The sequence below is a fragment of the Roseimicrobium gellanilyticum genome, assembly GCF_003315205.1.
In the GTDB taxonomy this organism is placed as follows: Bacteria; Verrucomicrobiota; Verrucomicrobiia; order Verrucomicrobiales; family Verrucomicrobiaceae; genus Roseimicrobium; species Roseimicrobium gellanilyticum.
The window spans coordinates 103,091-126,022 of record NZ_QNRR01000006.1; the positions used below are offsets into that span (position 1 = coordinate 103,091).

Genomic DNA, 22,932 nt, shown 5'->3' on the forward strand with positions numbered 1-22,932 from the left:
TGATATGTGAATGAATCACTTACCACACTAGTACGAATGAGCTGCCTGTTGCCATTGACGATCATCTTCAAGAAATGCCGCCGACGCAGAACCGACAATCCCGTGTGCTCGCCATTGCCTTCTGTTCCAGCACGCCTGGTGCGCGCGCTGGTCGTATTCATTCTCATGCAAAGCATCGCGGTGGCCCAGAGCCTCACCTACCCGGAAACGAAGAAACAATCCGTCGAGGATGATTACTTCGGCACCAAGGTGCAGGACCCGTACCGCTGGCTGGAGGATGACAACAGCGCGGAGACCAAGGCCTGGGTGGAAGCGCAGAACAAGGTCACCTTTGGCTGGCTGGAGCAGATTCCTCAGCGGGAGAAGATTCGCAACCGCATCCAGGAGCTGTTCAACTTTGAGCGCTTCGGTGTGCCCTTCAAGAAGGGCGGACAGTACTTCTACACACGCAATACCGGCCTGCAGAATCAAAGCGTGTTGTACGTGACTCCTTCGCTGGACCAGGAAGGGCGCGAACTGCTGGATCCCAACAAGCTTTCGGAAGACGGCACCGTTTCGCTCACGGAGACGTCGGTGAGTGAAGATGGGAAGCTCATGGTGGTGGGTACCTCCAGTGCGGGAAGCGACTGGCAGGAGTTCCGCATCAAGGACATCGCAACGGGCAAGGATTTGCCGGAGGTGCTGCAGTGGATCAAGTTCAGCGGTGCGAGCTGGAAGCGCGATGGCAGCGGTTTCTTTTACTGCCGCTATCCCAAACCGGAAGGCGGCGCAGCCCTGACGGAGCGCAATGAGAACCAAAGCGTGTGGTTCCATGTCCCTGGGAAGAAACAGGATGAGGACCAGCTCATTTACGCTCGTACGGACAAACCTGGCTGGAGCTACAGCCCGTACGTCACTGAGGATGGTCGCTACCTCATCCTCAGTGTCAACAAGGATACCAGCCCGAAGTCCCAGGTATTCTACAAGGACCTCACACAGGAGCGCTCCGGTTTTGTGGAACTGCTCAAGGGCTTTGATGCGGCCTACAACTTTCTGGAGAACAAGGGAACGGTCTTCTACTTCCACACGGATCTCGATGCGCCGCGCTACCGTGTCATCGCCATCGATGTCACCAAGCCGGAGAAGAAACAGTGGCGTGAAATCATCCCGCAATCTGAACACAAGCTGGAGGGCGTGGCCATGTTCGGTGGGCAGCTCATTGGTGAGTACCTGCAGGATGCAAAGTCAGCGATGCGCACCTTTGACCTTGAGGGCAAACTCATCCGTGAGGTGGCGCTGCCCGGCATCGGCAGCATCGGAGGATTCAGTGGGGAGAATGCAGACTCGGAGAGTTTCTATGCCTTCTCCAGCTTCACCGCACCCACCACCATCTTCCGCTATGATGTGCCTACCGGCGTGAGCACCATCTGGCGTCAGCCAAAGCTGAACTATGATGGCACCCAGCTCGAGGCGAAGCAGGTCTTCTACCAGAGCAAGGATGGCACCCGTGTGCCCATGTTCATCATCCACAAGAAGGGATTGAAGCTCGATGGTTCCAATCCCTGCCTGCTTTATGGCTATGGTGGATTCGACATCAGTCTCACACCGGGCTTCTCCGTGAGCCGCGCCGTGTGGATGGAAATGGGCGGTGTCTTCGCCATGGCCAACCTACGTGGTGGAGGCGAGTACGGCTCTGAGTGGCACGAGGCAGGCATCAAGCTGCGCAAACAGAATGTCTTTGATGACTTCATTGCCGCCGCCGAATGGCTCATCAAGGAGGGCTACACTCAACCGTCCAAGCTTGCCATTCAGGGAGGCAGCAATGGCGGCCTGCTGGTGGGCGCGTGCATGATCCAGCGCCCTGAGTTGTTCGGCGCAGCGCTGCCCGGTGTGGGTGTGATGGACATGCTGCGCTTCCACAAGTTCACCATCGGCTGGGCGTGGAAGAGCGACTACGGCAGCAGCGAGAAGCCGGATGAATTCAAGGCGCTGCTCAAGTATTCGCCACTGCACAATCTGAAGGAGGGCACGCGCTATCCCGCCACACTCATCACCACCGCCGATCACGATGACCGCGTGGTGCCCGCGCACAGCTTCAAGTTTGCCGCCCGCCTCCAGGAGTGCCAGGCGAAAGACGGTCCTCCGGTCATGATTCGCATCGAAACCAGTGCCGGCCACGGCGGTGGCACCGCGCTCAGCAAGGTCATTGAGGAGACGGCGGATGAATGGGCGTTTCTGGTGAAGGTGCTGGGGGTGGAGCGAGCGAGATGATGGGAATGCCATAGCCAGGCTCGGGAAGTCTGGTCCCCGCAGCGAAGAGCCAGGCACGAATCTTCTTCGCCGCTCGAGGCCAGAGATACAACGTGGCTACCTGGGAACGTTCTCCTTCAGGTAAATCCACTTCACCCACCTGCAGGAACCCCAATCGTTTGTAAAATCCCGCGGTGCCGTGAAGATTGCAGATGCAAACACTGACGTCAGGGTGGTTTTGGGGCAGCAAGGCGATGGATGCAAAGAACAGTGTGGTGCCTATGCACTTTCGATGGTGCTTTGGTGAGATGAACAGATAGCAGAGCCAGTAGCTCTTCTTCTGCTCCAGATACTGCACGCCAAAGGTGCCGACGACTTCGTTCGCATCTTCGGCAATGAGGGTGAGCAGCCTGCCACTCCGCAGGGAGGATTGGTATTCATCGCGGTGATTCGCCGGAATCCCATGGGCGGTGTTCTCGTCGAACAAGCGTTCACACTCTGCGAACCTGGATTCGGGGCACACTGAGATTCGCAGGGGACGGATGCCCTCCACGATGGAGCGTGGCCATGGGTAGACTGCCCTCCAGCAGAGATTCTTGAGAAAGGAAATCATGAACCCTGCTGCTTGTCTGAGGGCGCTCCTGAGTTTTCACCCTCCCCGAGCACTATTTCACCTCGAACGGCTGGTTGTCGATCAACTTGCCATTGAGCAAAAGGTCCACGCGGTACTTTCCTACCGGCGGAGCGCCATTCAGCTTCAGACTGCTGCGCAGGCGGCGGTAGATGCCCTCTGTGAGGTCGGCCTTGGCAATCGCTACGTTCTTCTCGCCGCCCGCGTCCACGAGGGTCCACACAAACTGCACGCCCGCGCCATTGGCAGGCACCTTGAGGCTCCACTCGGCGAAGAGGACGGTATCACTCGTGCTGAAGGCACTCACCTCCGTGATGTTCTCGCCCTTCTCATCGCCTCGATAAAGTTTGAAGGACACCGGCTGGATCTGTCCCACCTGGGTGGACATCCGGGTTGCAAGAGTGCTTTTCACGGTGAAGGCCTGCCGTGCTGCTTCTTTTCCATTGATGACGAGCACCGCTTCATGCTTGCCCGCCGGCCAGCCTTCATCGGGGCGGAAGGAAAAAAAGAATCCACAATCGGCCTTGTTCTCCTCCATGGTCAGGCTGCGGGTGCCCTTGGCATCGACCTTGCCATTCACCAGCCAGTTGATGCGCAGCCAGGTGCTCACGCCGAGATCCGCCACACCTTTGAAGATCACGCTGTCCTCCGGAGCCAGTGAGGCGTCCGGTTCGAGGGACTGCCGCTCGCCCGCCACTTCCTTTTCAAAGATGCCTGACTTGAATTTGCTCGGAAGCGAATCCTTCGGGGGCGAGATGCGGAAAGGGTAGGTCCCCAGAGCCTTGCCATCCAGGCTCAACTCCACGCGGTACATGTCGCCCACTGGCAACGGATTCGCGTGGGTGAGGTTGAAGCCGGCGAAAGTGCTCTGGCCCACGGAGAAAAGCACCCCTTTGTTCACGCCCGCCACATCGATCTTGGCCTCGGCGATGAGCGTTTCCTCGATGAGAAACCGGCACCCCACCACACCGCTCTTGGGCCGTCCCTTCAATTCCACGGAAAGGTAGACTGTATCTTCCGGCATGAAGGACTCCACCTTCTCGCCCGGAGTCTGGTTCTCCGCAAGACTACGGCAAAAGGTCACCTGCTTCAGGATGCTATCCTGACCGTGCCCTTGCAGCGGAACCATGGACGCAAGCGCAAGCAGGCAGTAAAAAGCGAGTCTCATGACTCATAGCAAAGCAGATGCCGGGCGACACGCAAATGCCCGTTCACCTGCGTTTGCATGAGCGTTGCCCGTTGTCGAATTCCGCTCGCCCGGGGATGCGAATGGCTCCACATATGCTCGCAATCAGGTATGAACACGAACGCAGCGAACTCAGAAACGCAGGGCGTGCCTCGCGTGGTGATTGTGGGAGCGGGCTTTGGTGGGCTCTCCGCCGCGAAAGCCCTGGGGAACAAGGAGGTGCAAGTCACCGTGCTCGACCGGGAGAATCACCATCTCTTCCAGCCGCTGCTCTATCAGGTGGCGACCGCAGGCCTCTCTCCGGCGAATATCGCCCAACCCGTGCGCGCCATCCTGCGGAGTAAGGAGAACATCGAAATCCTCATGGCGGACGTGACGGGTTTTGATGTGGAGAAGAAGCTGGTTCTGGCCGGTGAGCGCAGCTTTCCCTATGACCACCTCATTGTCGCCACCGGAGCCCGACACTCCTACTTCGGTCATCCAGAGTGGGAACAGTACGCGCCGGGATTGAAGACGCTGGACGATGCGCTGGGCATCCGCCGCAGGCTGCTCATGGCTTTCGAGAAGGCTGAGGCGGAGAAGGATCCCGTGGAGCGTGAGCGCTTGATGACTTTTGTCATTGTTGGTGCAGGTCCCACCGGTGTGGAGATGGCCGGAGCCATTTCCGAAATTGCCCGCGAAACGATGCTGCGTGACTTCCATCACATTGATCCCTCAGAGGCGAGAGTGATCCTCCTGGATGCGGCAGATCGTGTGCTGCAGGCCTTTGACCCGAAGCTGTCTGAGCAGGCGCAAGGCCAGCTTCGCAATCTGAAGGTGGATGTGCGCTTGAAAGTTTCGGTACAGGACGTGAACGAGTCCGGCGTGGCCACGGCCAACGGGTTCATCCATGCGCGCACAGTCATCTGGGCTGCGGGGAATGCGGCCTCACCACTGATGAAAAGCCTTCCGGGTACGCTGGATCGCGCAGGCCGCATCCAGATCACGTCAGAACTGAATCTGCCAGATCATCCGGAGATCTATGTGATCGGTGATACGGCGAATTGTGCGGGGAAGGACGGCAAGCCGCTCCCCGGCGTTTCGCCCGTGGCCATGCAGCAGGGCAAGTGGGTGGCGAAGAACATCCTCGCACGCATCAAGGGTGAGGCGGCCAAGCCGTTCTCCTACTGGGACCGTGGCAGCATGGCCACCATCGGCCGCAACCGCGCGGTGGCAGATTTGCATTTCGTGAAGTTCAGCGGGTTGCCCGCCTGGCTCACGTGGGTGTTCGTGCACCTCATTTTCCTCATGAACATGAGCAGCCGCGTATCCGTGTTCCTCATCTGGGTGTGGTCCTACTTCACCCGCGCGCAGGGCGCGAGGCTGATCACCAGTGTGGGCCAGGCGAAGAAAGGTTGAGACGCCGGAATTCTGGTGCAACGGCATGGCTCCGGGGTAAGATCCCGGCCATGTTGAGAAACGCCATCTCCATGGCAGCCGCTCTCCTCGCAGTGATGGGAGGAGGTTCTTCGATGGCGCAGGACGCCTCGCTGGTGAAGGCAGAGGAGCATGCCTGCATCTCTCCATCGGAACGCTTCCGCATCGATCAGTATCACACCACCGGTGGAGATATCTGGGACTGGGAGTTTTGGGTTTCACGCAAAGGGGGCGCACCTCCAGTGAAGCTGTCTACGGGCGCTCGCGACCCAGCCATGTACGGCGCGGGGTTCTCTTTCCATCCCTCTGAGAAGTGGCTGCTGCGTACTCAGAAGACGGGCAGTGGGGACAATGTTGTTGTGCTGTACCGGATCACCAAGCAGGAAACTTTCGTGCGAACAGATGCAGGAAGCACGCTTGATGAGCTGGCTTGGGCAGAGTTTGACAGGGTCTACTCGCTCGCGGGTGATGCCACCCAACGCTACCATGCGGGGTGCGGATTTCTCGGGTGGGAGCCGGATGGTGAAACGCTGCGTCTCAGGCTCACGGCCGCCCATTGCGGTGAGGCCTATCGCGCGGACTGGACCGTGCACTATCATCTGAAGACGAAGAAATTTTTCTTTGCGAGCGACGACCGCGCTCACAATAAGCGGCATGGACTGATCTGGAAGCCGCGAGGCAAGCTTGCAGTCAGCGCGCATGACGATCTCCGACTGCTCCGGGCAGGTGATGTGGTTTCGGTCCAATTCACCTCGGTGGGCCCGGAAAAGCACATGCTGACCGTGGGGCAGGACGGCTTTGTGAAAGTGCCTTACATCGGAAAAGTCAGGGCCGCAGGCCGTACCTGTCGGCAACTCGCCAACTTGATCAGAGTCGAAATTGAAAAGCAGTACTTTGGTTGAAGCTGCCGGGCAATCCTTGAAATCACCCGGCAGCAAGCATCTATCGGACATGGAGTCGGCGCGTTGTTATGCCGCCATGGGAGCCCGCTCATACCGGGCAGGCTTCATGGTGTAGCTCGCACGGCCCTTGCTCAGGCTGCGAATGGCATCCGCATACCCGAAGAGTTCCGCGAGCGGCACTTCAGCACGCACGATGGTGGTGCCATTCTGGGCGGGCATCCCCAGCCCCAGCACCTGGCCGCGACGTCGGCTGAGGTCACCGAGGATGTCACCTTGATGAGACTCCGGCACGGTGCACTCCACGGCCATGAGAGGTTCAAGCAGCACTGGACGCGCCGCGCGCAGTGCCTCACGCGTGGCCTCGATGGCAGCCTGGCGGAAGGCCAGGTCGTTCGAGTCTTTTGCATGCGCGTGACCATCGAGGATGGTGACCAGCACATCCACCACAGGACTGTCGCGCAGCACACCGGCAGTGAGTGCGGACTCGATACCCGCATGCACCGAGCGCATGAACTGCGAAGGAATGGCGCCGCCTTGCACGCGGTTCTCCACACGGTTGCCACTGCCCGCAGGCAGGGGATCCACACGGAGTGACACGCGGGCATAGCTGCCCGATCCACCGTTCTGCTTCTTCAGAAGGTGGTCGGCTTCGGCACTGCGTTCGATGGTCTCACGCCACGCAACCTGCGGAGCGCCGGAGTTCAGCGCCACGCGATGGTCGCGCGCGAGCTTGGTGAGCAGCACTTCGAGATGCAGCTCGCCCATGCCGGCCATGATGGTCTGTCCGGTTTCAGCGTCGGTGTAGGTGCGGAAGGTCGGGTCCTCCTCGGCGAGTCGTTGCAGGGCCACGCTCATGCGCTCGCGGTCCGCGCTGGTGCGTGGTTCCACGGCGAAGGAGACGACCGGTTGCGGGAACTGCGGAGGCTCCAGCGACACCACGGCATCAAGGTCTGACAACGTATCTCCCGTGAGGAAACCACGCAGTCCGACGACGGCGCAGATGTCACCTGCCTCAGCACGTGACAACTCCTCACGGCGATCCGCCACGACACGCACCATGCGACCGATGCGCTCGCGCTGACCTGTGCGGGGATTCGCTACCGTCATGCCGCGCTCCAACACGCCACGATAGACACGCACATAGACGAGGCGTCCGGCCTGCGAGTCATGCACCAGTTTGAAGGCAAGCGCTGCCAGCGGCGCGTCCACGCCGTTGTCCACGGAGATGGATTCACCTTCGTCATTGTGCGCTTCCGTCGTGCCGCGATCGAGCGGGGAGGGAAGGAAGTCCACCACCGCGTCCAACAGGGGCTCAATGCCGACATAGCGGTACGCGCTGCCACCAATCACCGGCACGAATTTGCCGGCAAGGGTCTGGCGGCGCACCGCAGCTCGAAGCACCTCGTCGGGCACGGGCTGGTCATTCAGCCATAGCTCCGCCACCACATCGTCGAGCTCCGCGATGCGATTCACGAGTTCAGAGCGCAGTTCGGCAGCAGGGCCATCATCATCAGAGGGTCCTTCCTCTACCGTGCAGCTCTGCTGGGATTCTCTGGAGAAGATGTAGCGACGCTGGCTGATGACATCGACCTGGCCACGCAGGTTGTCCTCCGCGCCGAGGGGCGCGAGCACAGGCCAAGCGTTGGCGCCGAGCTGGGTTCGCAGTTGCTGCACCACACGCATGAAGTCCGCGCCGGTACGGTCCATCTTGTTCACGAACGCAAGTCGAGGCACGCCATAGCGGTCCGCCTGGCGCCACACGGTTTCAGATTGAGGCTGCACGCCATCCACACCGCTGAACACGGCAATCGCGCCATCCAGCACGCGCATGGATCTCTCCACCTCGGCCGTGAAGTCCACGTGGCCGGGTGTGTCGATGACATTCAGGGCATGACGCTGTCCCGCGAAGAGCTTGCTGATGCCAGTCTCCTCCCGTGGTGTCCAGGCACAGGGAATCGCCGCTGCGGAAATGGTAATGCCTTTGGCACGTTCCAGCGGATCGAAGTCAGTGGTGGTGTTGCCTTCATGCACGTCACCTGCGTGGTGGATCGCGCCGGCAGCGAGCAGGATGCGCTCCGTCAGCGTGGTCTTGCCTGCATCAATATGGGCCGCGATGCCGATGTTACGGATGCGTTCGCGTTGGGTGGCGGTTGCGGTAGTGTTGGTCGTTTTCATAACGAGGTACGGTTTCTTGTTTGGGTCCTGCCACGTGTGCGTCCTCACATAGCGGTGGTTTGCGGCACATCCCCGGAACGCAAAAAAAGCCCTGGAGAAGGTCTCCAGGGCTCTCAGGGAAAGTCGTTGCTGCGAATCAGGCGGCCGGGCTGCGGCGCATCAAGTCATGTCCTTTCACGAGACACGACGAAGGCCCCATCAGTGGGCCTCGGCCTGACTGCACGCAAAAGCATCCCTGCCCTGGCGACAGCCAGGGTGCTGAATGCAGTTGCGTGCAACGGGGAACATATGGTGAAAAGAAGATGCGGGTATTCCTGCAAAAGTCAATTACGCCGACACTCACACAGCGGGCGCAATTCCACCTCCCTCCCAATTGGGTTCTTTTCTTGTGAGTGGAGTTTTGCTTGGTACGATGTGCACTGATGCAGCTTCCCCTCGATTTGGACGTCAGCAGAAAGTCGTATCTGGAGCTGCTCTGTGAACACGCCAAGAAAGGGTTGTATCAGCTCAAGCCCGGACCGAGTGCAGAAGACTGGGCGAGGTGTGAGGAGGATCTCGGTGTCCGATTGCCGGATAGTTTCAAGGTAATTGCCACAACGTTTGGGCCTGGTGTATTCGGAGACTACATCAGCCTGTACGGGCCAAATCGCCGGGATGAGTGGCGACGCCTAACTAATCATTGCCAGAGTGTGGCGGGTGACAGACTGGCCCAATTGTACCCGGGGCATGAGTTCTATCCTCATGCAGGGGGCATTCTGTTGTTTGCCTCATTTTCTTACCGATTACTTGCAGGATTTCAGGGATTGGAAAGTAAAGTAGGAACGGTGTCCAGAGGCTCAAAACCCAAGATTGTTCTCATAGAGGACTCTGGAGTGGAGGTTCTAACAGTGGATTTTGCCGAGTTCCTCTATAGAATAGTATTCAATAAGCCGCGCATGAGAGGACCCATCTCAAGGTCCCTTCACACGAGACTCTACTTCCACAAGCAGGGGCCGTGGTTCAGGCCTGAAGAGTGCCAGTGAGCTTCGTCAGCAAACACCATGGGATGGTCTTCCAGAGAAAATGAAGGGTACGCTTCATCACAAATCACCGCCATGAAACGATGATGGCGGGAGACAGGCACATGATAGCGCCTTGTCTCCCGCATGCAATGGCTCACCTCCTTTCCGAAATTCAATCCTCCCTTCCGCTCACGCTCCCAGGTGCAGGTACTCGCGCAATGTGTAGTTCATGGCACGGCGCACGGGTGGAAATGCTTCAGAGAGCTTCATGAGCACGTCATGCAGCGCGAACTCCGAAGCCAGGATGTGTTTGGCTGCGGCGGAAAGGTGATTCATCACCACGCCGTCGTAGAACTTCACATCTGGAGCGCCCTTCCTCTCTGCACGGTGATGCAGGAAGGAGGGATACAAACACGTGAGTACCAGGAACTGGTTGGCGCACTGCACATGGATGAAAAATCGCTCGTGGTTTCCCGCGCTCTCCAGGGCCTGGAGATAGTCCACGCTGTACAGGCTGGCCTTTTCCTGCTCGCGGTCCGCGGAGGGGTTGGTGGGCACGCCGAAGTCGGCACAGACCACGGCCACGTAGTCCGCCACCTCGAGGTCCTCAACGCCGATGCGTTTCAGTGTCTGTCGCACCACCACGAAGAAGAAGAGCTCCGGAGAGACCAGCGCCGCTCGCTGGTTCATGAGCAGCGCCTCGAACAATCGCGGTTCGTCCGCGATGGATCGCACGGCGTCCGGGTCGTCGCCGAGCTTGGCGAGGCTTGTACGATTGCGCTCGGAGAGCGCGAGAATATCGCCGATAAACTGCCAGTCGGCAGGGGTGAAGCGATACCAGCAGCCGGGTTGGGGGACTCGCATCATAGGGATGAAACGATGTCTAGCATTGGGTATGCCAGATGGTTTTACAGGATTCGACGAAGGATGGGAAGTCTTTGTTCGAAGCCACCTTGAGAAAATAATTCCTGTCCAGAAATCCATGGACGTGGCAGTCCTGTGCCGCCTGATTGCAGACCCGCCGCCTTCCCGCCATGTCCTCCTCACTTTGCATTTCGCTTCGTCCTTTCCTTGCCGTCCTCTCTTCCGTCTCCTTGTGGATCGCCCCAACCAAGGCGGTGGCAGATAATTATTTTCCGCCGCCGGATAACGAGGGCGGATGGCGCACGCCGGAGGACGAGAAAGAGGCGCGAGACCAGGCGGGTATCGATCTCTCCAAGCTGGAGCCCGCCTATGAAGTGACCCAGCGCTCCACTGCGCACGGTGGCCTGCTGGTGGTGAGGCGCGGTTATCTTTGCTTTGAGCGCTACTTCGGACGCGCCAGCCGTAATGCGAATCCCGACATGGCGTCCACCGGCAAGGCCTTTACCAGCATCGCCTGCGGCATCATGCTGGATGAGTTCAAGGACAAGCTTCCTGATGGACTGGACACAAAGGTCTTCACCGAAAAGCACCTGCCCGAGGCCTTTCCTCTCAATGATCCGCGCAAGGCGGACATCACCCTTGGCCAGCTCCTCTGCATGACCGGTGGCTATTGGGGCGAAGGTCAGGCTCCCTCAGGCTACAAGAAGGGTGTGGCCAAGCCCGAGCCCCTGAAGCCGGTGAAGGGGCAGGACATCCGCGACCTCGACAAGTCCTCCCTCAATGTTCCCCTGTGGTGCGACCCGGGCGCGGGCTATTCCTATTCCTCCCCCTCACCACACATTGCCAGCATCGTGCTCCGCCACGTGACAGGTATGGAACTGCAGGACTATCTGCAGGCGAAGCTTGGCAAGCCCCAGGGCTGGGGTGCATGGGGCTACTGCCTGCACCGTGGTGACTTCCTCATGCCGCATGCCAATGGCGCTGGCAGCACCGCGTTGCATGCCACGGATGCCGTGCGCTTCGGCTACTGCCTCGCCCAAGGGGGCAAGTGGAAGGATCAGCAGCTCGTGCCCGCGGACTACATCAAGAAATGCCAGACCTGGAGTCCTTACAATCCACACACGCCCTTCAGCCTGCAGTGGGAGCACAATGCGGACGGCCACGTAGCTGGCGCGCCGAAGGACGCCTTCTGGAAATCCGGTGCCGGTGGCTTCTGCCTCTATGTCGTGCCTTCGCTCGACCTAGTCATCTACAAGCTGGGCGGCAAGGACGGTCAGTATGACCCGGCCCTCACCGGTCTGCCCCAGCCGCCACTCAATCTCGACCGCGACAACTGGCAACCCATTCCGGCCACCGGTTTCCATGAGGGAACGCTCGGTGGGCAGGCGCTGTGGCGCGTGCTGGAGATGGTGTGCGCGGCAGTGCGGGTGGACTAGCTGCCTTCCACAAAGGTGATGCCATGACACTCCGTGATGTCCGGCACTTCCATCTTCGCAGCCAGCTTGTGAATCACACTTGAGGGTACCGGGTCAGGTCGTTTTGCGTTCTGGCGCAGCACGGTGGTGAGCGTTGGCTCGATGTGGACGATCTCGATGCGCGCACCGTAGTCGGCAAAGAGATCGATCCACTTCTTCCGCACACTCGTGGTGACGTTCGTCGCGTTGAAGGCGAAGTCCGCCCCGGCACGCAGGTGCTGACGGCAGCGCTCACGCGCCTCCTGGATCACGTGCCCCTGGTTGTCCGTGGCATCCACATCAAGATCTTCACGGATGGCATCGAGAGCGACCACGGGGAGGGTGGGGCGGTACTTCGCCAGCCAGGTGTCTTTGCCAGCACCGGGCAGACCACACATCATGGTGACTGCGCAGCGGTAGTCTTCATGTGGGATGTAGTGGAGATTGCCACCTGCCTGCCGCAGGAAAAGGAATCGCGCCTGACCATTGGCGAAATCATAGGGCGCATCCAGACAGTGGAGTTCCGTGGCCAGGTCCTGCCAGAGGTGGAGTGCTTCCTCCGGACGGCTCATCTCACGGGTATCGCGCCCCCGCGTGTCCGCCAGCGCGAAGAGATACAGCAGGCGATTCCGTAGCAGGCAGGAAAGTCGAATCACCTCATGCTCGGGAGCGCTTTTCTCAAGAAGGTAGGGCGGCCTGCCATGGTAGCGGACCAGATGCGCAATCTCCTCCCGCAACTCCAGTGGACAACCCACCTCACGCAACACCTGCCTCGCTAGCGAGGCTCCGACGATGGAATGTTTTGGGGAACGCAGTCGTCCGCTTTCGGGGTCCCGCGCTGTGGTGGCAGGCTTTCCCGCATCATGCAGCAGGGCGGTGAAGAGCAGCTTGAGTTGCGACAGGCGGTCCAGGTCTGCATACTCATCCAGCATCTCCACCTGATGCCACACCATGGTGGTGTGCGTCCACACATCCCCCTCGGCATGCCACTCCGAGTCCTGCTGGCACGAGCGCATGTCATGAGCCCACGAGGTCTGCCCGGCCCAGGCCAGCAGCTCGGCATTGGTTGATTTCAAGATGTCCTGCCAGTTTCTCATGGTGTGATGGTGTATCAGCTCCAGATATCCGCACCGGGTGCGAGTTCATTGGGCACCATCTGCTGGTGCTGCCAGTGGGTGCTCTCCTTGATCTTCTCCACAAACTCCGGGCGCACCACCTTGGCGCGCCCCGTGACGGCGCCATCCGACTCCGTGCGCAGGTAGAGGCCTTCCATGCGGTTGTCCGTGCCGTCATCGCCCGGATGCACGAATTCGGCATCGTACGCCGAGGGGCCGGTCAAGGCCTGCAGTTGCTTCTCCGTCGCCGGGCCCTGATGCACTACTGGTACCGTGTGAATGCCCGTGCCCTCCAGCATGATGAGCCGCTGCTCCAGTGAGAGAAAGACCTCTCCCTCCTTGTCATAGATGTCGAACTCGAAGAAGTAGTGCGGCAGCGCGTGGTAGTGCACGCTATGCCTGGCATAGAGCCACTCGCCGAAGAGGATGTAGCGATCCCGCAGCATCTCCTCCAGCACCGGTTGCTTCACGGCGGTCCACTGCTTGAAGAGATCATACTGTGGATGCATGCCCTCCGTGATCTCATGGCCGCGGCATTGCAGGAAGAGGCGGCCGTTGCTCAGGAAGTGGATGCCCACATTCGTGCCATCGAGCTTCTCCTCCACGATGAGCGAGGCATCCTTCACAAACGCAGCGGATTCCCTGGGACCCAGATGACGATCATCATCCGTGCCCTTCGAGCCGAAGAGATGCGGGGTGCGCGGGTACTTGGTGAAATGGTCACGGGAAGCGCCCATGGCGTGCAAAAGGTATTGGGTGGATGTGCAATCCAGCCAGAATGTGAAACAGGTGATGCCCGCTTGAATATTTTTGCAGGCGGTGAGGGCGGCTTTCTCTGAAGCTCGCGACTGGTGCAGTTACCTGTTCATGACAGCGGTGAGTATTCCACAGAAGTTTTGTCACGCAAGTGCATCGTCAGCGATGCAGCTTGATGGCGGAATCCTGCTCCGGCAGAATTGCTCCATCCCGTACCCACTATGCGTATGAAATTTCTCCCTCATCTCTTACTGACCCTGCTCGCTTGTGCATTGCCTGCTCAAGCTGCGGAACCTTCCCGCAAACTTCTCCCTGTGGATGAAGCAGCGAAGAATCCCTCCTTCTTCCTCTTCCGTGCCAAGCTTCAGGAAGCCGTAGCTAAAAAAGATGCAGCCTTTGTGCTGAGCATCATCGCGCCGGACATCCAGACCGGATTCGATGGCGAGAATGGCAGCGCCGCCTTCAAGAAGAAGTGGGACCTGGCGAAGCCTGAGGATTCCGGACTCTGGCATGTACTGGCAGGCGTGCTCGCGCTGGGGGGCAAGTTCAACGAGGATGGCTCCTTCCTCGCACCATATACCAGTGCCGCATGGCCCGAGGATCTGGACCCCTTCGAGTACGTCGCCATCATGGGGGAGAATGTGCGGGTGCGTGAGAAGCCGGATGCTGGCAGCGCAATCGTGGCAACGCTCTCCTACGAGATACTCACGCTCGTGCCCACCGACGGAGAAAATGGCAAGGAGGCGTGGATGAAAGTAAAACTCGCCAACGGCCGCGAAGGCTTCGTACGTGAGGAGTTCCTGAGTCTGGTCATCGGGTTCCGCGCCTACTTCGAGAAGAAGAACGGCGCGTGGGTGATGACCGCGCTGGTAGCTGGGGATTGATGGTGGTGTCTCCATGGTGGTCCGCACACTCCGTGTGCGGCACGTGGCACAGCTCCTGAGCCGTTTCCTGCACAGAGCATGGCGTATCCATGTGGGTCACCTGCACTCGCGTGGCAGCACCCTGACCGCACACGGAGTGTGCGGACCACCATGAAAATCAAAACATCGTCTCCGCCTGCGTCAGTACATCGGCAAACGGCACCTTCTCCAGCATGCCAAACGCATCGTGCTTCGTGAGCTTTTCCCGCGTCGTGGCCGGGCTGGTGATGCCACAGAGGAAACGCGTGAGCTGCCTCGGCGTGCGCAGGGACACGGGCCTGCCATCCAGCAGCTCACGAATGGTGGCCACATGCTCCGTAGTGATGGCAAGCCTCGTGGAAACCGGAATCTCACGCGCGGCGCTCGTGTCCAAGCCCTCCGCCTTCTCCTTGCAGCTCGTGCACGTGCCACAGTCCGCTTCCAACTCCTCACCAAAGTAGCGCAACAACCAGCGCACGAGGCATCCACGATGCCCGGCGAGTTCCAGCACCTGCCGCAGACGGGCGATGTCGCGTACCTCACGATTGGCAAAAAGCTCCTGCATCTGCTGCGCGATGACATTGGGATCGCGCTGCGTGGCATCGGCACACAAACGATAGCGCTGCCGGGAGCCGCTTGGCTTGAGCGTGATATCGCCGGATTCCTGCAGCCAGGTGAGTGCCTTCAGGATGCGCTCGCGTGGCTCGCCCATCTCTGCAGCGGCTTCATCAGGATTCACCGTGGTCCACGTACGGCCGCGCTTGCCACTGGAAAAGAATCTCCTCAGGAACGCCTGCCGCTCCGGCTTGTGTCCCGCCAGAATACGCGACTCCGGCTGCACGAATTGATACTGGTAGGTGGAGTAGAAGGAACCCAGCGGGCGCACGATGCCACGCAGTTCCAGATTCGTGAGCACGGTCTCAATCACCAGCGGGCGGATGTCCGTGGCACCGGAGAGTTCGTACAGAGAGAAGTCGAACTCCTCGCCCTGACGCAGCAGGTGGTCGATGAGCTGTCGCAGTGCCTGCGATGTAGGCGTGTCGCCAAAGGTGAAATTCTCCAGCACGATGCAGTCATCCCCACACGCCAGTAGCTCGCACACGGAAACCTTGCCATCGCGACCCGCACGACCGGTCTCCTGCATGTAGTTCTCCAGCGTCTTCGGCAGGTTGTAGTGATACACCGCGCGGATGTCCGCCTTGTCGATGCCCATGCCGAACGCGATCGTGGCCACGATCACGTCCACCTCACCGGACATGAATCTGTCCTGCGCTTCATGCCGTTGCTCATCCGGCAGGCCGGCGTGATACGCCAGCGCATTCACGCCACTCTTCTGCAAATGCGTCGCCACTTCCTCCGCCGTGTTCTGCAGCGTCACGTAGACGATCGAGGGCACCTTCCGTTTCAGCAGCACCCTGGTGAGGTATGCCTTCCTCTTGTCCGCAGCGCAGGGGGTGATGCGGTAGTGCAGGTTCGGCCGATGAAACGATGTCTGCACATGATCACCTTGCTCGATGCCGAACGCGTTGCGGATGTCCTTGGCCACCGATGGAGTCGCCGTGGCGGTCAGTGCCAGCACCGGGTGGATGTTCAGTTCCTTCGCCACATGCGCCAGCCGCAGGTATTCAGGCCGGAAGTTGTGTCCCCACTCGGAAATGCAGTGGGCCTCATCCACGGCCATCATCGCGATGCGTAACCTCTTCAACCGCTCCACGAAGGCCTCGTTCATCAGCCGCTCCGGCGCGATGTACAGCAGCTTCAGCGTGCCCGTGCGCAGATCCTCATACACCTCCCGTGCCTCGTCAGCGCTGAGGGAGGAATCCAGTCGCGCGGCGGCGATGCCACGCGCTTGCAGTGCCTGCACCTGGTCCTTCATGAGCGCGATGAGCGGAGAGATGACCAGCGTCACCCCCTCCATGAGCACCGCCGGGAGCTGGTAGCACAGCGACTTCCCTGCACTCGTGGGGAAGAGTGCCAGTGCACTCCGCCCCTCCAGCAGCGTCTCCATCACCTGTGCCTGCCCGGGTCGGAACGCCGCATGACCGAACTGGGTACGGAGCGTTTCGTGCAGGGATTCCGTCGTGGCTGGCATGGTGGGCGAAGTGACGTCGGTAAGTCGCCCCGCTGCAAGTATTTTGTGTTCATGCGAACATTTAATCTGGAAGGTTGTGATGACAATATGTCAGGTTTTCTTGACACGATTCCCGAGTAAGGTTAACCTGACATTGTTAACTAAATGCATTGCCATGACTGCGACCCACCCTTCTCCCGAGCTCGTCCAGCGCCAGTACATCATCCGCACCCTCCTGTTCATGGGAGGTTATGTGGCCGTGAATCTCGCCGCCATCTTCGGCGCGTTCGATGATGTCCGGGGAAGTGGGGCTGCGGGGCTGGCACTCACTGTCACGGCTCCCTTGATCGGGCATACATGGGCAACTTTGGCCTACTGGCGCGACTCCGACGAGTTCGTGCGGGGCCTCATGGCCAAGCGGTTCATCCTGGCCGCCGGCATCGCCTTCTGCTTTGCCTCCGCTTGGGGATTCATGGAGACCTACGCGGGCGCATGGCATGCCCCGGGCTTCCTCATCTTCCCGCTCTTCTGGTTCACGTATGGTGTCATCAGCCCCTTCGTCCGCACCTCGCACTGACTGCCTGCCAACGAAGATGAAAAACCGCCTCAAAGTACTCCGCGCCGAGCGTGGCTGGACCCAGGAAGACCTCAGCAAGCAACTCGGCGTCTCCCGCCAGGCCGTGAATGCCCTGGAGACGGAGAAGCATTCCCCCTCGCTGGATCTCGCCTACCGCATCTCCGCCCTGTTCGGTCTGGGCACGGAGGAGATTTTCGAGAATCCCTACGAAGTCTCCGCGCCCAAGAATGTCATCGGCCCGCCTTCAAATGCGCCCGCAGGATGAAGTGCGAGCGAGGTTCCGCACTCATCACGGGCTTGAGCATGTTCTCCAGACTCCTCCACTGCTCAGCATTGGAAATCATGTCAGGAGCACAGGAGCCTCCGGAACTGGGCACCTGCGTACCATCCAGCTCACCCGAGTGCGCATAGCTCCATGACTCCTTCCTGGGATAGGTGCCAGGAAGGTATGTCACGTCCAGCGTCACTCCCGTGAGATCGGAGTTCCGTACCAGCTCGATTTCAATACCGCGCACCCCGGGCACTTCCTCCTTCGCAAATTGCAGCAGGATTCGCGGTAGCAATTCCGTCGTGAGCTCGCTGCCTTCCAGACTCTTGAGGAGTTTCTCAAAGTCGCCTGCCGTAGTGACACCCCTGGCATCCACTCTCACGAGAGTGAGGCGCATGGCATCTTTGGGTTCGAGTATGGCGGTGGGATAGTCGGGGGCTTTCAGTTCGGGCAGACCATTAGCGAGCCGCGAGATATTGATGGCGCTGAAGCGCTCCTCATCACGCCGCTTCCGGTCCGCCTTGGGGCTGAATTTGTAGGTGTCCGGTTCGAGCTTGTGCAGCGCCCAGAGCGCAACATCGCAGACACGGGGATTCACATACGAGTAGTCAGAGAAGCCTCCGCCGACATTGGCGGTCTCCGTGTTGGTCTCGATGGCTTTCTCAAGTGTGCGCACGATCTCACTCCGGGCGGCTGGCTCCAGCGTGGCGCCTTTCAGCGATGAACTCGGGTGGGGTGAGTTGCCGTTGCGCCACGCCTCCCAAACACTGCTGCAGAAGGCAAACTTGTTGTCGGATGAAAGCTCATCCCAGCTCTGCGTCACCAGTTTCACGGCATCGGATTGGCCGGTCTCCACGAGGAACTTCGTGATGTAGTGCGCATCGTCAGCATGGTATCCGACCGCGTCCTTCCGCGTCGCCTGCCACATGGCTTTGGCTACCTTGAGCACATCGGGATGATTGCGATTCCAGAGCTGGCGCAGGCACGCGAGCCTGAGCGGCAGGGCTTGTTCTGTCTCTGCCCACTTCAGCAGGATCGCCGTGGCGTCCGCGGTTGGTATCTCGCCGAGCAGTTCCACGTATGCCGGCTTCAGATTCGCTTCCTGCACGCGCTCCGCACCAGCGAGGACGGCGGCAGTGAGGGCATCCGGATACCTCTCCTTGAGCGTGGTGGCCATCGTTCCCGGGTATTCCTTTCCTGAGGAGATGCCGTCCACCAGAGTCGCCTTCTCCCCCTTGGCCTGGAATTCCTCCCACCATGCGCGCACGACCGCCTGCACGACGGCGGGCTTTTCTCCCTCCCCTTTTGCGTAGGCCTCGCGCGTGGGTACGAAATATTTTCCCGCGATGCGGTTCAGCACTGCCCATGCGCAGTCGCCCACCGTGAGGGCACGGTGTGAGAAGTAAAAATCCCGGCCATACTGCACCGAACGGCAGAGGCGATCATCCGTCATGGCCTCAATCAACTGGGGCACGGCAGGGTAGCCAATCCTCACGAGTTGGTGTGCAGGGCTGTCGCCTTTTTGGGTGCCCCAGTCATTGAAGATGTCACATCTCCCTGGCTGGCTCCATTGCCGCCCGTGCTGGTTCCTGAGGAGGAAAATGTACTCGCGCACCTGATCATCCACGGGGAGCGCGGCAATCTGTTCCGCAGTGCGCTTGGGATGCTTTACGTCCTCGATCACCATGCGCGCGAGGATGCGCACGGTACCTTGCGCCTGGTCGATATGTTCAAACCTCGGATAGAGACGAACGATTTTCTGGAACTCGGCGAGCAACTGGGCACGAGGCATCAGTGAGTCGTCGTCGTCATGACCCATGGGGCCTCCGCCGATGAGCTCGATGGCGCGCCAGTAGGCCGTCAGACCCAGCTCGCGCTCCAGCGAGAGTTTCATGTCCTCATGCATGGGAGAATCGGGTTCCCTCATGGGACGTTTCCGGAGTTTTTTCGCTTCGTCAAAGAGCGCCTGTGCCGTCGCAGCATCCCCCCTGCGCCACGCGATGTACGCGAGATAGAACACCTGGGTGACCGGACCCACCCGTGAGTCGTAGGACCTGTGGGGCCACGCCTTGGGCTCGGGGCTTCGCAAGGCCTCCAGGGTCTTCTGTGCATGTTCGCTGAAGGACCGCTCCTCGAATCCTTTGCGACTCACCGGGCGCTCCTCACTGCGATCAAACTCCAGCGTCTCCGGCATGAGGTAGCGGCCCACGAAGGTGAAGTCCATCTCGCCATGGGAGAGCACGAGTGTCTGCTGGGTGATGGCATAGGGCTTTGCATTGGAGACTTGCATCCAGTTGCCATTCCACACCTCCGCCCACATGCCCTCGCTTACATCCGGGTAGCCAAGCGTGCCGAACCACTCAAAACACTCCCGCGCCTCTGCCGAGAGCGCCGTCGAGTCAGGCGGTGTCTGCGTCTGGGCCGCGAGCGGCGTCGCGAGCATCAGCAGGGAGAGGAGGGAGGCGTGCACTTTCATGGACGAAGCGGGGTGCGGTCCGCACAGCCACCATGGGCCATACGTGCCAGCAGCAGAAACCTTGGGAATCGTAGAGGTCCAAAAGGGAACTGTCTACGACATTGGTCACCGCCACCCACCCGCCCTCATCCAGCAAGGGCACTGCGCAGAGAGGCGGATGCGACATAACCCGGCGTACACCATCTCCCAAGCACCTCGAAGCACCCCCGTCCAAGGGAGCGGCACTAGCCTAGTGCCGTCATGCAGGCAGAGTAGCCGACATCGCCTTGACCCATCGACACCGCCCGCCTCTACGCTCCGCACCCCAAGCTCCCAACCGCCGGCACCTGGCAAGTGCCGCTCCCCTGCGAGATGAGCTGCCACGCGTCTCTTCCATCCAGCCTGTCGACCCAGCGCCTCAAGCCGCCTGCCGCAGCTCGCTGACGGTATTGTACCGCGGCTTCCAAGCTGGTGCCGACGTATCCTCAGCCCGTTCAATGGCGCGGCTCTCAGAAACACTATCAAACGGCACTCCCGGTTCAAACACCATCACCGGCGCATCGCGATACACTTCCTTCGCTGTCCTCGCCAGGTCCTGGTCCCGCGCTACCAGCACGCCGGACACCTCGCCAAAGCACGGCAGGCGGTCTGTATGCAGCGGCATGAAGCGCAGATTGTCCCGGTCCTCCATCGTCTTCACATGCGCACTGGCCAGGTACACATACCCCTCCTCCGCCAGCTTGCTCGCAGCCTGCACGACTTCATGCTGCTCATCCAGCGTGATCGCCTCGGAGAGGATGAAGAGGTAGTGCTTGGGGAGAGAGGAGAAGGAGGAGGCGGAGGTGGAGGTATTCGTGTTCATGACGCTGGATGGAGGATGGGGTTGGCACCCTTGTGCAGACGTTGTGCCAGCGTTGCGGAAAGCGCCTTTCACTAGGGGAACGTATCCATCAGCCAGTTCCAAAGCCTCGGCGGTGCTTTGCAAAATGCCGACGAGACGTCAGGCTTCTGGGCAACTTGCATGGACCCGCTGACCCTCGTGCGCACATCTGTCAGTGGCGCCGCCTAGGCTGCGAGGGTCGTACCAAATGCCACTTGTGCCCTCATCAGGTCATGCGGAGTGATCAAGCCCAGTAGTGCCCTCCGGTCGTCGCACACCAGGATAAGCGGGATGCTGGAATGAAGGAACTGCGCTTGAATGGAGCCGATGGTCTCGTGAGGTTGAACGGTGACAGCGGGAACCATCGGTGGCGGTATATCATGGTGTAGGGCATCTTCCATCGCCTGGCGCGTCACTATTCCGGTGATGTTTCCATCCAGCACCACAGGAAACAGTGAGTAGGGATGAGCAGCGAGTGTGTCTCGCAACGTCGCAGGCGCGAGATCCGGCAATGACACAGGCTGGAAGCTGGCCACGGTGGACGCCGGAAGCTGATGCCAGCTTTCCAGATCACGCGGAGGAATGATGCGGTGCAACACATGTCCATCCTGCTCCAGCACCGCCTCGTAGAAGCTGGTCTTCACCATGCGCCGGCTGATCGATTGACTCACCAGCGCGCCCAGCATCAGCGGCAGCACCAGGGAAAACTGATGGGTCATTTCGAAGATGATCAGGATGCCCGTCACCGGTGCGCGAACTACTGCTCCCAGGCAGGAACACATTCCCACGACGGCCAGCACTACGATGTCGGCACTGCTCAACGGAAGCGCCAGACCTGCGAGTCCTGCAGCTGCCAGTCCCGCCATGCCACCGAAGAAGAGTGTCGGCGCAAAGACACCGCCGCAGCCACTCATGCCGTAGCAGGTCACCGTGGCCAGCAGCTTCGCGCCGAGCAGCACCAGCGCCAACTGCCATCCGAGGTCTCCCGCCAGCGCATCGGACAGGTCCTCGTATCCGAGCGAGAAGACCCCCAGCCGCCCCGTGTGCGTCCACACGAGCGCCCCAATGCCCCAGGTGAGCAGCGCCGCCGGCAGTGGCAGGAGCCAGACGGGCAGGCGTCTTTGCATGATGCTCCAGCCCCGCAGCCTCAGGCAGGACCATTGGAAGAGCACCCCAGCCAGCGTCGCACACACCGCCACCCAAGGAGTCAGCGCATAGACCTTCCACCCTGGCTGGTCCATCACGCTCATCTGAAAGGCGGGCTGCGCGCCCAGCAGGCCATGCGCCACCAGCGCGCCCAACACCGAGGCGACGAGCACATTTCCCAGGAAGCGGCTGTTGAGGTCCCCGATGATCTCCTCCAACACGAACGTCACCGCCGCGAGTGGGGTGTTGAACGCTGCCGCCAATCCTGCGGCTGCCCCTGCCGCTGCAGGCATGCGATGCCTCGACTTCGCCACACCCAGTCTCGTCGCGACGGCTGAGCCCAGTGTGCCCGCCAGTTGCACCGAAGGCCCCTCACGACCGAGACTCATCCCACCACCGATGCTCAGCACGCCCGCCACGAACTTCGTCAGCACAATCCTGGGTGACGACCATCCAAACTCCTTCCAGTAAGCCAGCTTGAGCTGCGGAATGCCACTGCCTCCCGCCTGCGGACACCAGTTGCCCACCAGAAGCCCAACCGCGAGTGCCACCCCCACCATCAGCGCCAGCGTGCGCCAGAGGAACGTCTCCGGAGATTCCTTCGCCCACGTTTCGAACGTGTGGCCATACACCAGATGGATGCACTGGTGAAACGCCACCGCCACGCCACCACCAGCCAGCCCATACACGCAGGTAGCCAGATACAGCCGCGTCCGCGGTGCCAGCCTGCCCAGTGCCTCACGTAAATTCATGAGCGCAATTCAAAGCAAGGATCGAGCCTCGCTCTTTGGCAACACGCCCCGCAGACAAGAATAAAGTGTCCTACCGGTATTGGGGTAGTTCAGGGTCCTACGAAGGACGCTTCACAGAGTATTGAGCAAAGAAAAAGCGGCCCGGTTTCCCG

18 protein-coding genes are annotated in these 22,932 nt (G+C 60.3%); 8 read left to right on the top strand and 10 right to left on the bottom strand.

Annotated elements, in window-relative coordinates:
- Nucleotides 1-165 precede the first annotated feature (165 nt).
- Entirely contained in the window at nucleotides 166-2,250 is a 2,085-nt protein-coding gene (locus tag DES53_RS17170; protein ID WP_211325588.1) for a prolyl oligopeptidase family serine peptidase, read from the top strand.
- On the opposite strand, the gene DES53_RS17175 is transcribed toward DES53_RS17170, so the two are convergent.
- Nucleotides 2,183-2,842 carry a GNAT family N-acetyltransferase gene (locus DES53_RS17175; RefSeq protein WP_113959524.1) on the bottom strand — a complete coding sequence of 220 codons (660 nt, stop codon included), beginning with the start codon at nucleotides 2,840-2,842 and terminating at the stop codon, nucleotides 2,183-2,185. The two genes, DES53_RS17170 and DES53_RS17175, sit on opposite strands and share 68 nt — an antisense overlap.
- A gap of 52 nt (nucleotides 2,843-2,894) precedes the next feature.
- On the bottom strand, nucleotides 2,895-4,028 hold the full coding sequence (locus DES53_RS17180; RefSeq protein WP_113959525.1) for a hypothetical protein: 1,134 nt from the start codon (nucleotides 4,026-4,028) through the stop codon (nucleotides 2,895-2,897).
- Between the two features lie 129 nt (nucleotides 4,029-4,157).
- Between DES53_RS17180 and DES53_RS17185 the strand changes: the two genes are divergently transcribed.
- Nucleotides 4,158-5,444, top strand: a complete 1,287-nt coding sequence (locus tag DES53_RS17185) for an NAD(P)/FAD-dependent oxidoreductase (RefSeq protein ID WP_113959526.1) — start codon at nucleotides 4,158-4,160, stop codon at nucleotides 5,442-5,444.
- A gap of 71 nt (nucleotides 5,445-5,515) precedes the next feature.
- Nucleotides 5,516-6,364, top strand: coding sequence for a polysaccharide biosynthesis/export family protein (locus DES53_RS17190; RefSeq protein WP_170157182.1), 849 nt, complete (start codon nucleotides 5,516-5,518; stop codon nucleotides 6,362-6,364).
- Nucleotides 6,365-6,430: 66 nt separating this feature from the next.
- Here DES53_RS17190 and fusA read toward each other — a convergent pair whose 3' ends face one another.
- Nucleotides 6,431-8,539, bottom strand: coding sequence for an elongation factor G (gene fusA, locus DES53_RS17195; RefSeq protein WP_113959528.1), 2,109 nt, complete (start codon nucleotides 8,537-8,539; stop codon nucleotides 6,431-6,433).
- Between the two features lie 422 nt (nucleotides 8,540-8,961).
- On the opposite strand from fusA, the gene DES53_RS17200 reads away from it, so the two are divergent.
- Nucleotides 8,962-9,561, top strand: coding sequence for an SMI1/KNR4 family protein (locus DES53_RS17200; RefSeq protein WP_113959529.1), 600 nt, complete (start codon nucleotides 8,962-8,964; stop codon nucleotides 9,559-9,561).
- A 168-nt stretch (nucleotides 9,562-9,729) separates the two neighbouring features.
- Here the strand turns inward: DES53_RS17200 and DES53_RS17205 are convergent, their stop codons facing one another.
- Entirely contained in the window at nucleotides 9,730-10,407 is a 678-nt protein-coding gene (locus DES53_RS17205; RefSeq protein ID WP_113959530.1) for a hypothetical protein, read from the bottom strand.
- 167 nt (nucleotides 10,408-10,574) lie between these two features.
- On the opposite strand from DES53_RS17205, the gene DES53_RS17210 reads away from it, so the two are divergent.
- Nucleotides 10,575-11,840 carry a serine hydrolase domain-containing protein gene (locus DES53_RS17210; RefSeq protein WP_113959531.1) on the top strand — a complete coding sequence of 422 codons (1,266 nt, stop codon included), beginning with the start codon at nucleotides 10,575-10,577 and terminating at the stop codon, nucleotides 11,838-11,840.
- Here DES53_RS17210 and DES53_RS17215 read toward each other — a convergent pair.
- Together DES53_RS17215 and DES53_RS17220 are read right to left on the bottom strand one after the other, a co-directional pair.
- Nucleotides 11,837-12,955 carry an AAA family ATPase gene (locus DES53_RS17215; RefSeq protein ID WP_113959532.1) on the bottom strand — a complete coding sequence of 373 codons (1,119 nt, stop codon included), beginning with the start codon at nucleotides 12,953-12,955 and terminating at the stop codon, nucleotides 11,837-11,839. The genes DES53_RS17210 and DES53_RS17215 overlap by 4 nt on opposite strands.
- A 14-nt stretch (nucleotides 12,956-12,969) precedes the next feature.
- Nucleotides 12,970-13,710, bottom strand: a complete 741-nt coding sequence (locus tag DES53_RS17220) for an RNA ligase family protein (protein WP_113959533.1) — start codon at nucleotides 13,708-13,710, stop codon at nucleotides 12,970-12,972.
- A gap of 246 nt (nucleotides 13,711-13,956) precedes the next feature.
- Here DES53_RS17220 and DES53_RS17225 point away from each other — a divergent pair, with 246 nt between their 5' ends.
- On the top strand, nucleotides 13,957-14,613 hold the full coding sequence (locus DES53_RS17225) for an SH3 domain-containing protein (protein WP_113959534.1): 657 nt from the start codon (nucleotides 13,957-13,959) through the stop codon (nucleotides 14,611-14,613).
- Nucleotides 14,614-14,770: 157 nt separating this feature from the next.
- Here the strand turns inward: DES53_RS17225 and DES53_RS17230 are convergent, their stop codons facing one another.
- Nucleotides 14,771-16,723 carry a RecQ family ATP-dependent DNA helicase gene (locus DES53_RS17230; RefSeq protein WP_113959535.1) on the bottom strand — a complete coding sequence of 651 codons (1,953 nt, stop codon included), beginning with the start codon at nucleotides 16,721-16,723 and terminating at the stop codon, nucleotides 14,771-14,773.
- A gap of 154 nt (nucleotides 16,724-16,877) precedes the next feature.
- On the opposite strand from DES53_RS17230, the gene DES53_RS17235 reads away from it, so the two are divergent.
- Both DES53_RS17235 and DES53_RS17240 read left to right on the top strand, forming a co-directional pair.
- The gene (locus DES53_RS17235; protein WP_113959536.1) at nucleotides 16,878-17,279 is read left to right on the top strand and encodes a hypothetical protein; all 402 of its coding nucleotides are present in this window, start codon (nucleotides 16,878-16,880) and stop codon (nucleotides 17,277-17,279) included.
- A 16-nt stretch (nucleotides 17,280-17,295) separates the two neighbouring features.
- Nucleotides 17,296-17,544 carry a helix-turn-helix transcriptional regulator gene (locus tag DES53_RS17240; RefSeq protein ID WP_113959537.1) on the top strand — a complete coding sequence of 83 codons (249 nt, stop codon included), beginning with the start codon at nucleotides 17,296-17,298 and terminating at the stop codon, nucleotides 17,542-17,544.
- On the opposite strand, the gene DES53_RS17245 is transcribed toward DES53_RS17240, so the two are convergent.
- The 3 genes from DES53_RS17245 to DES53_RS17255 all read right to left on the bottom strand — a co-directional run bounded on the left by DES53_RS17245 (nucleotide 17,510) and on the right by DES53_RS17255 (nucleotide 22,780).
- On the bottom strand, nucleotides 17,510-20,023 hold the full coding sequence (locus DES53_RS17245; RefSeq protein ID WP_113959538.1) for a hypothetical protein: 2,514 nt from the start codon (nucleotides 20,021-20,023) through the stop codon (nucleotides 17,510-17,512). The genes DES53_RS17240 and DES53_RS17245 overlap by 35 nt on opposite strands.
- A 397-nt stretch (nucleotides 20,024-20,420) precedes the next feature.
- Nucleotides 20,421-20,864, bottom strand: coding sequence for a hypothetical protein (locus DES53_RS17250; RefSeq protein ID WP_113959539.1), 444 nt, complete (start codon nucleotides 20,862-20,864; stop codon nucleotides 20,421-20,423).
- A gap of 203 nt (nucleotides 20,865-21,067) precedes the next feature.
- On the bottom strand, nucleotides 21,068-22,780 hold the full coding sequence (locus tag DES53_RS17255; protein ID WP_113959540.1) for a chloride channel protein: 1,713 nt from the start codon (nucleotides 22,778-22,780) through the stop codon (nucleotides 21,068-21,070).
- Nucleotides 22,781-22,932: the final 152 nt, after the last annotated feature.

Excerpts from the sequence above, each read along its gene's own strand:
- DES53_RS17225 (WP_113959534.1), top strand. The coding sequence starts at position 13,957 with ATGAAATTTCTCCCTCATCTCTTACTGACCCTGCTCGCTTGTGCATTG.
- DES53_RS17185 (WP_113959526.1), top strand. The coding sequence starts at position 4,158 with ATGAACACGAACGCAGCGAACTCAGAAACGCAGGGCGTGCCTCGCGTG.
- DES53_RS17245 (WP_113959538.1), bottom strand. The coding sequence starts at position 20,023 with ATGAAAGTGCACGCCTCCCTCCTCTCCCTGCTGATGCTCGCGACGCCG.
- DES53_RS17240 (WP_113959537.1), top strand. The coding sequence starts at position 17,296 with ATGAAAAACCGCCTCAAAGTACTCCGCGCCGAGCGTGGCTGGACCCAG.
- DES53_RS17255 (WP_113959540.1), bottom strand. The coding sequence starts at position 22,780 with ATGAATTTACGTGAGGCACTGGGCAGGCTGGCACCGCGGACGCGGCTG.
- DES53_RS17205 (WP_113959530.1), bottom strand. The coding sequence starts at position 10,407 with ATGATGCGAGTCCCCCAACCCGGCTGCTGGTATCGCTTCACCCCTGCC.
- DES53_RS17190 (WP_170157182.1), top strand. The coding sequence starts at position 5,516 with ATGGCAGCCGCTCTCCTCGCAGTGATGGGAGGAGGTTCTTCGATGGCG.
- DES53_RS17170 (WP_211325588.1), top strand. The coding sequence starts at position 166 with ATGCAAAGCATCGCGGTGGCCCAGAGCCTCACCTACCCGGAAACGAAG.
- DES53_RS17230 (WP_113959535.1), bottom strand. The coding sequence starts at position 16,723 with ATGCCAGCCACGACGGAATCCCTGCACGAAACGCTCCGTACCCAGTTC.
- DES53_RS17215 (WP_113959532.1), bottom strand. The coding sequence starts at position 12,955 with ATGAGAAACTGGCAGGACATCTTGAAATCAACCAATGCCGAGCTGCTG.
- DES53_RS17235 (WP_113959536.1), top strand. The coding sequence starts at position 16,878 with ATGACTGCGACCCACCCTTCTCCCGAGCTCGTCCAGCGCCAGTACATC.
- DES53_RS17210 (WP_113959531.1), top strand. The coding sequence starts at position 10,575 with ATGTCCTCCTCACTTTGCATTTCGCTTCGTCCTTTCCTTGCCGTCCTC.
- DES53_RS17220 (WP_113959533.1), bottom strand. The coding sequence starts at position 13,710 with ATGGGCGCTTCCCGTGACCATTTCACCAAGTACCCGCGCACCCCGCAT.
- fusA (WP_113959528.1), bottom strand. The coding sequence starts at position 8,539 with ATGAAAACGACCAACACTACCGCAACCGCCACCCAACGCGAACGCATC.
- DES53_RS17180 (WP_113959525.1), bottom strand. The coding sequence starts at position 4,028 with ATGAGACTCGCTTTTTACTGCCTGCTTGCGCTTGCGTCCATGGTTCCG.
- DES53_RS17250 (WP_113959539.1), bottom strand. The coding sequence starts at position 20,864 with ATGAACACGAATACCTCCACCTCCGCCTCCTCCTTCTCCTCTCTCCCC.
- DES53_RS17200 (WP_113959529.1), top strand. The coding sequence starts at position 8,962 with ATGCAGCTTCCCCTCGATTTGGACGTCAGCAGAAAGTCGTATCTGGAG.
- DES53_RS17175 (WP_113959524.1), bottom strand. The coding sequence starts at position 2,842 with ATGATTTCCTTTCTCAAGAATCTCTGCTGGAGGGCAGTCTACCCATGG.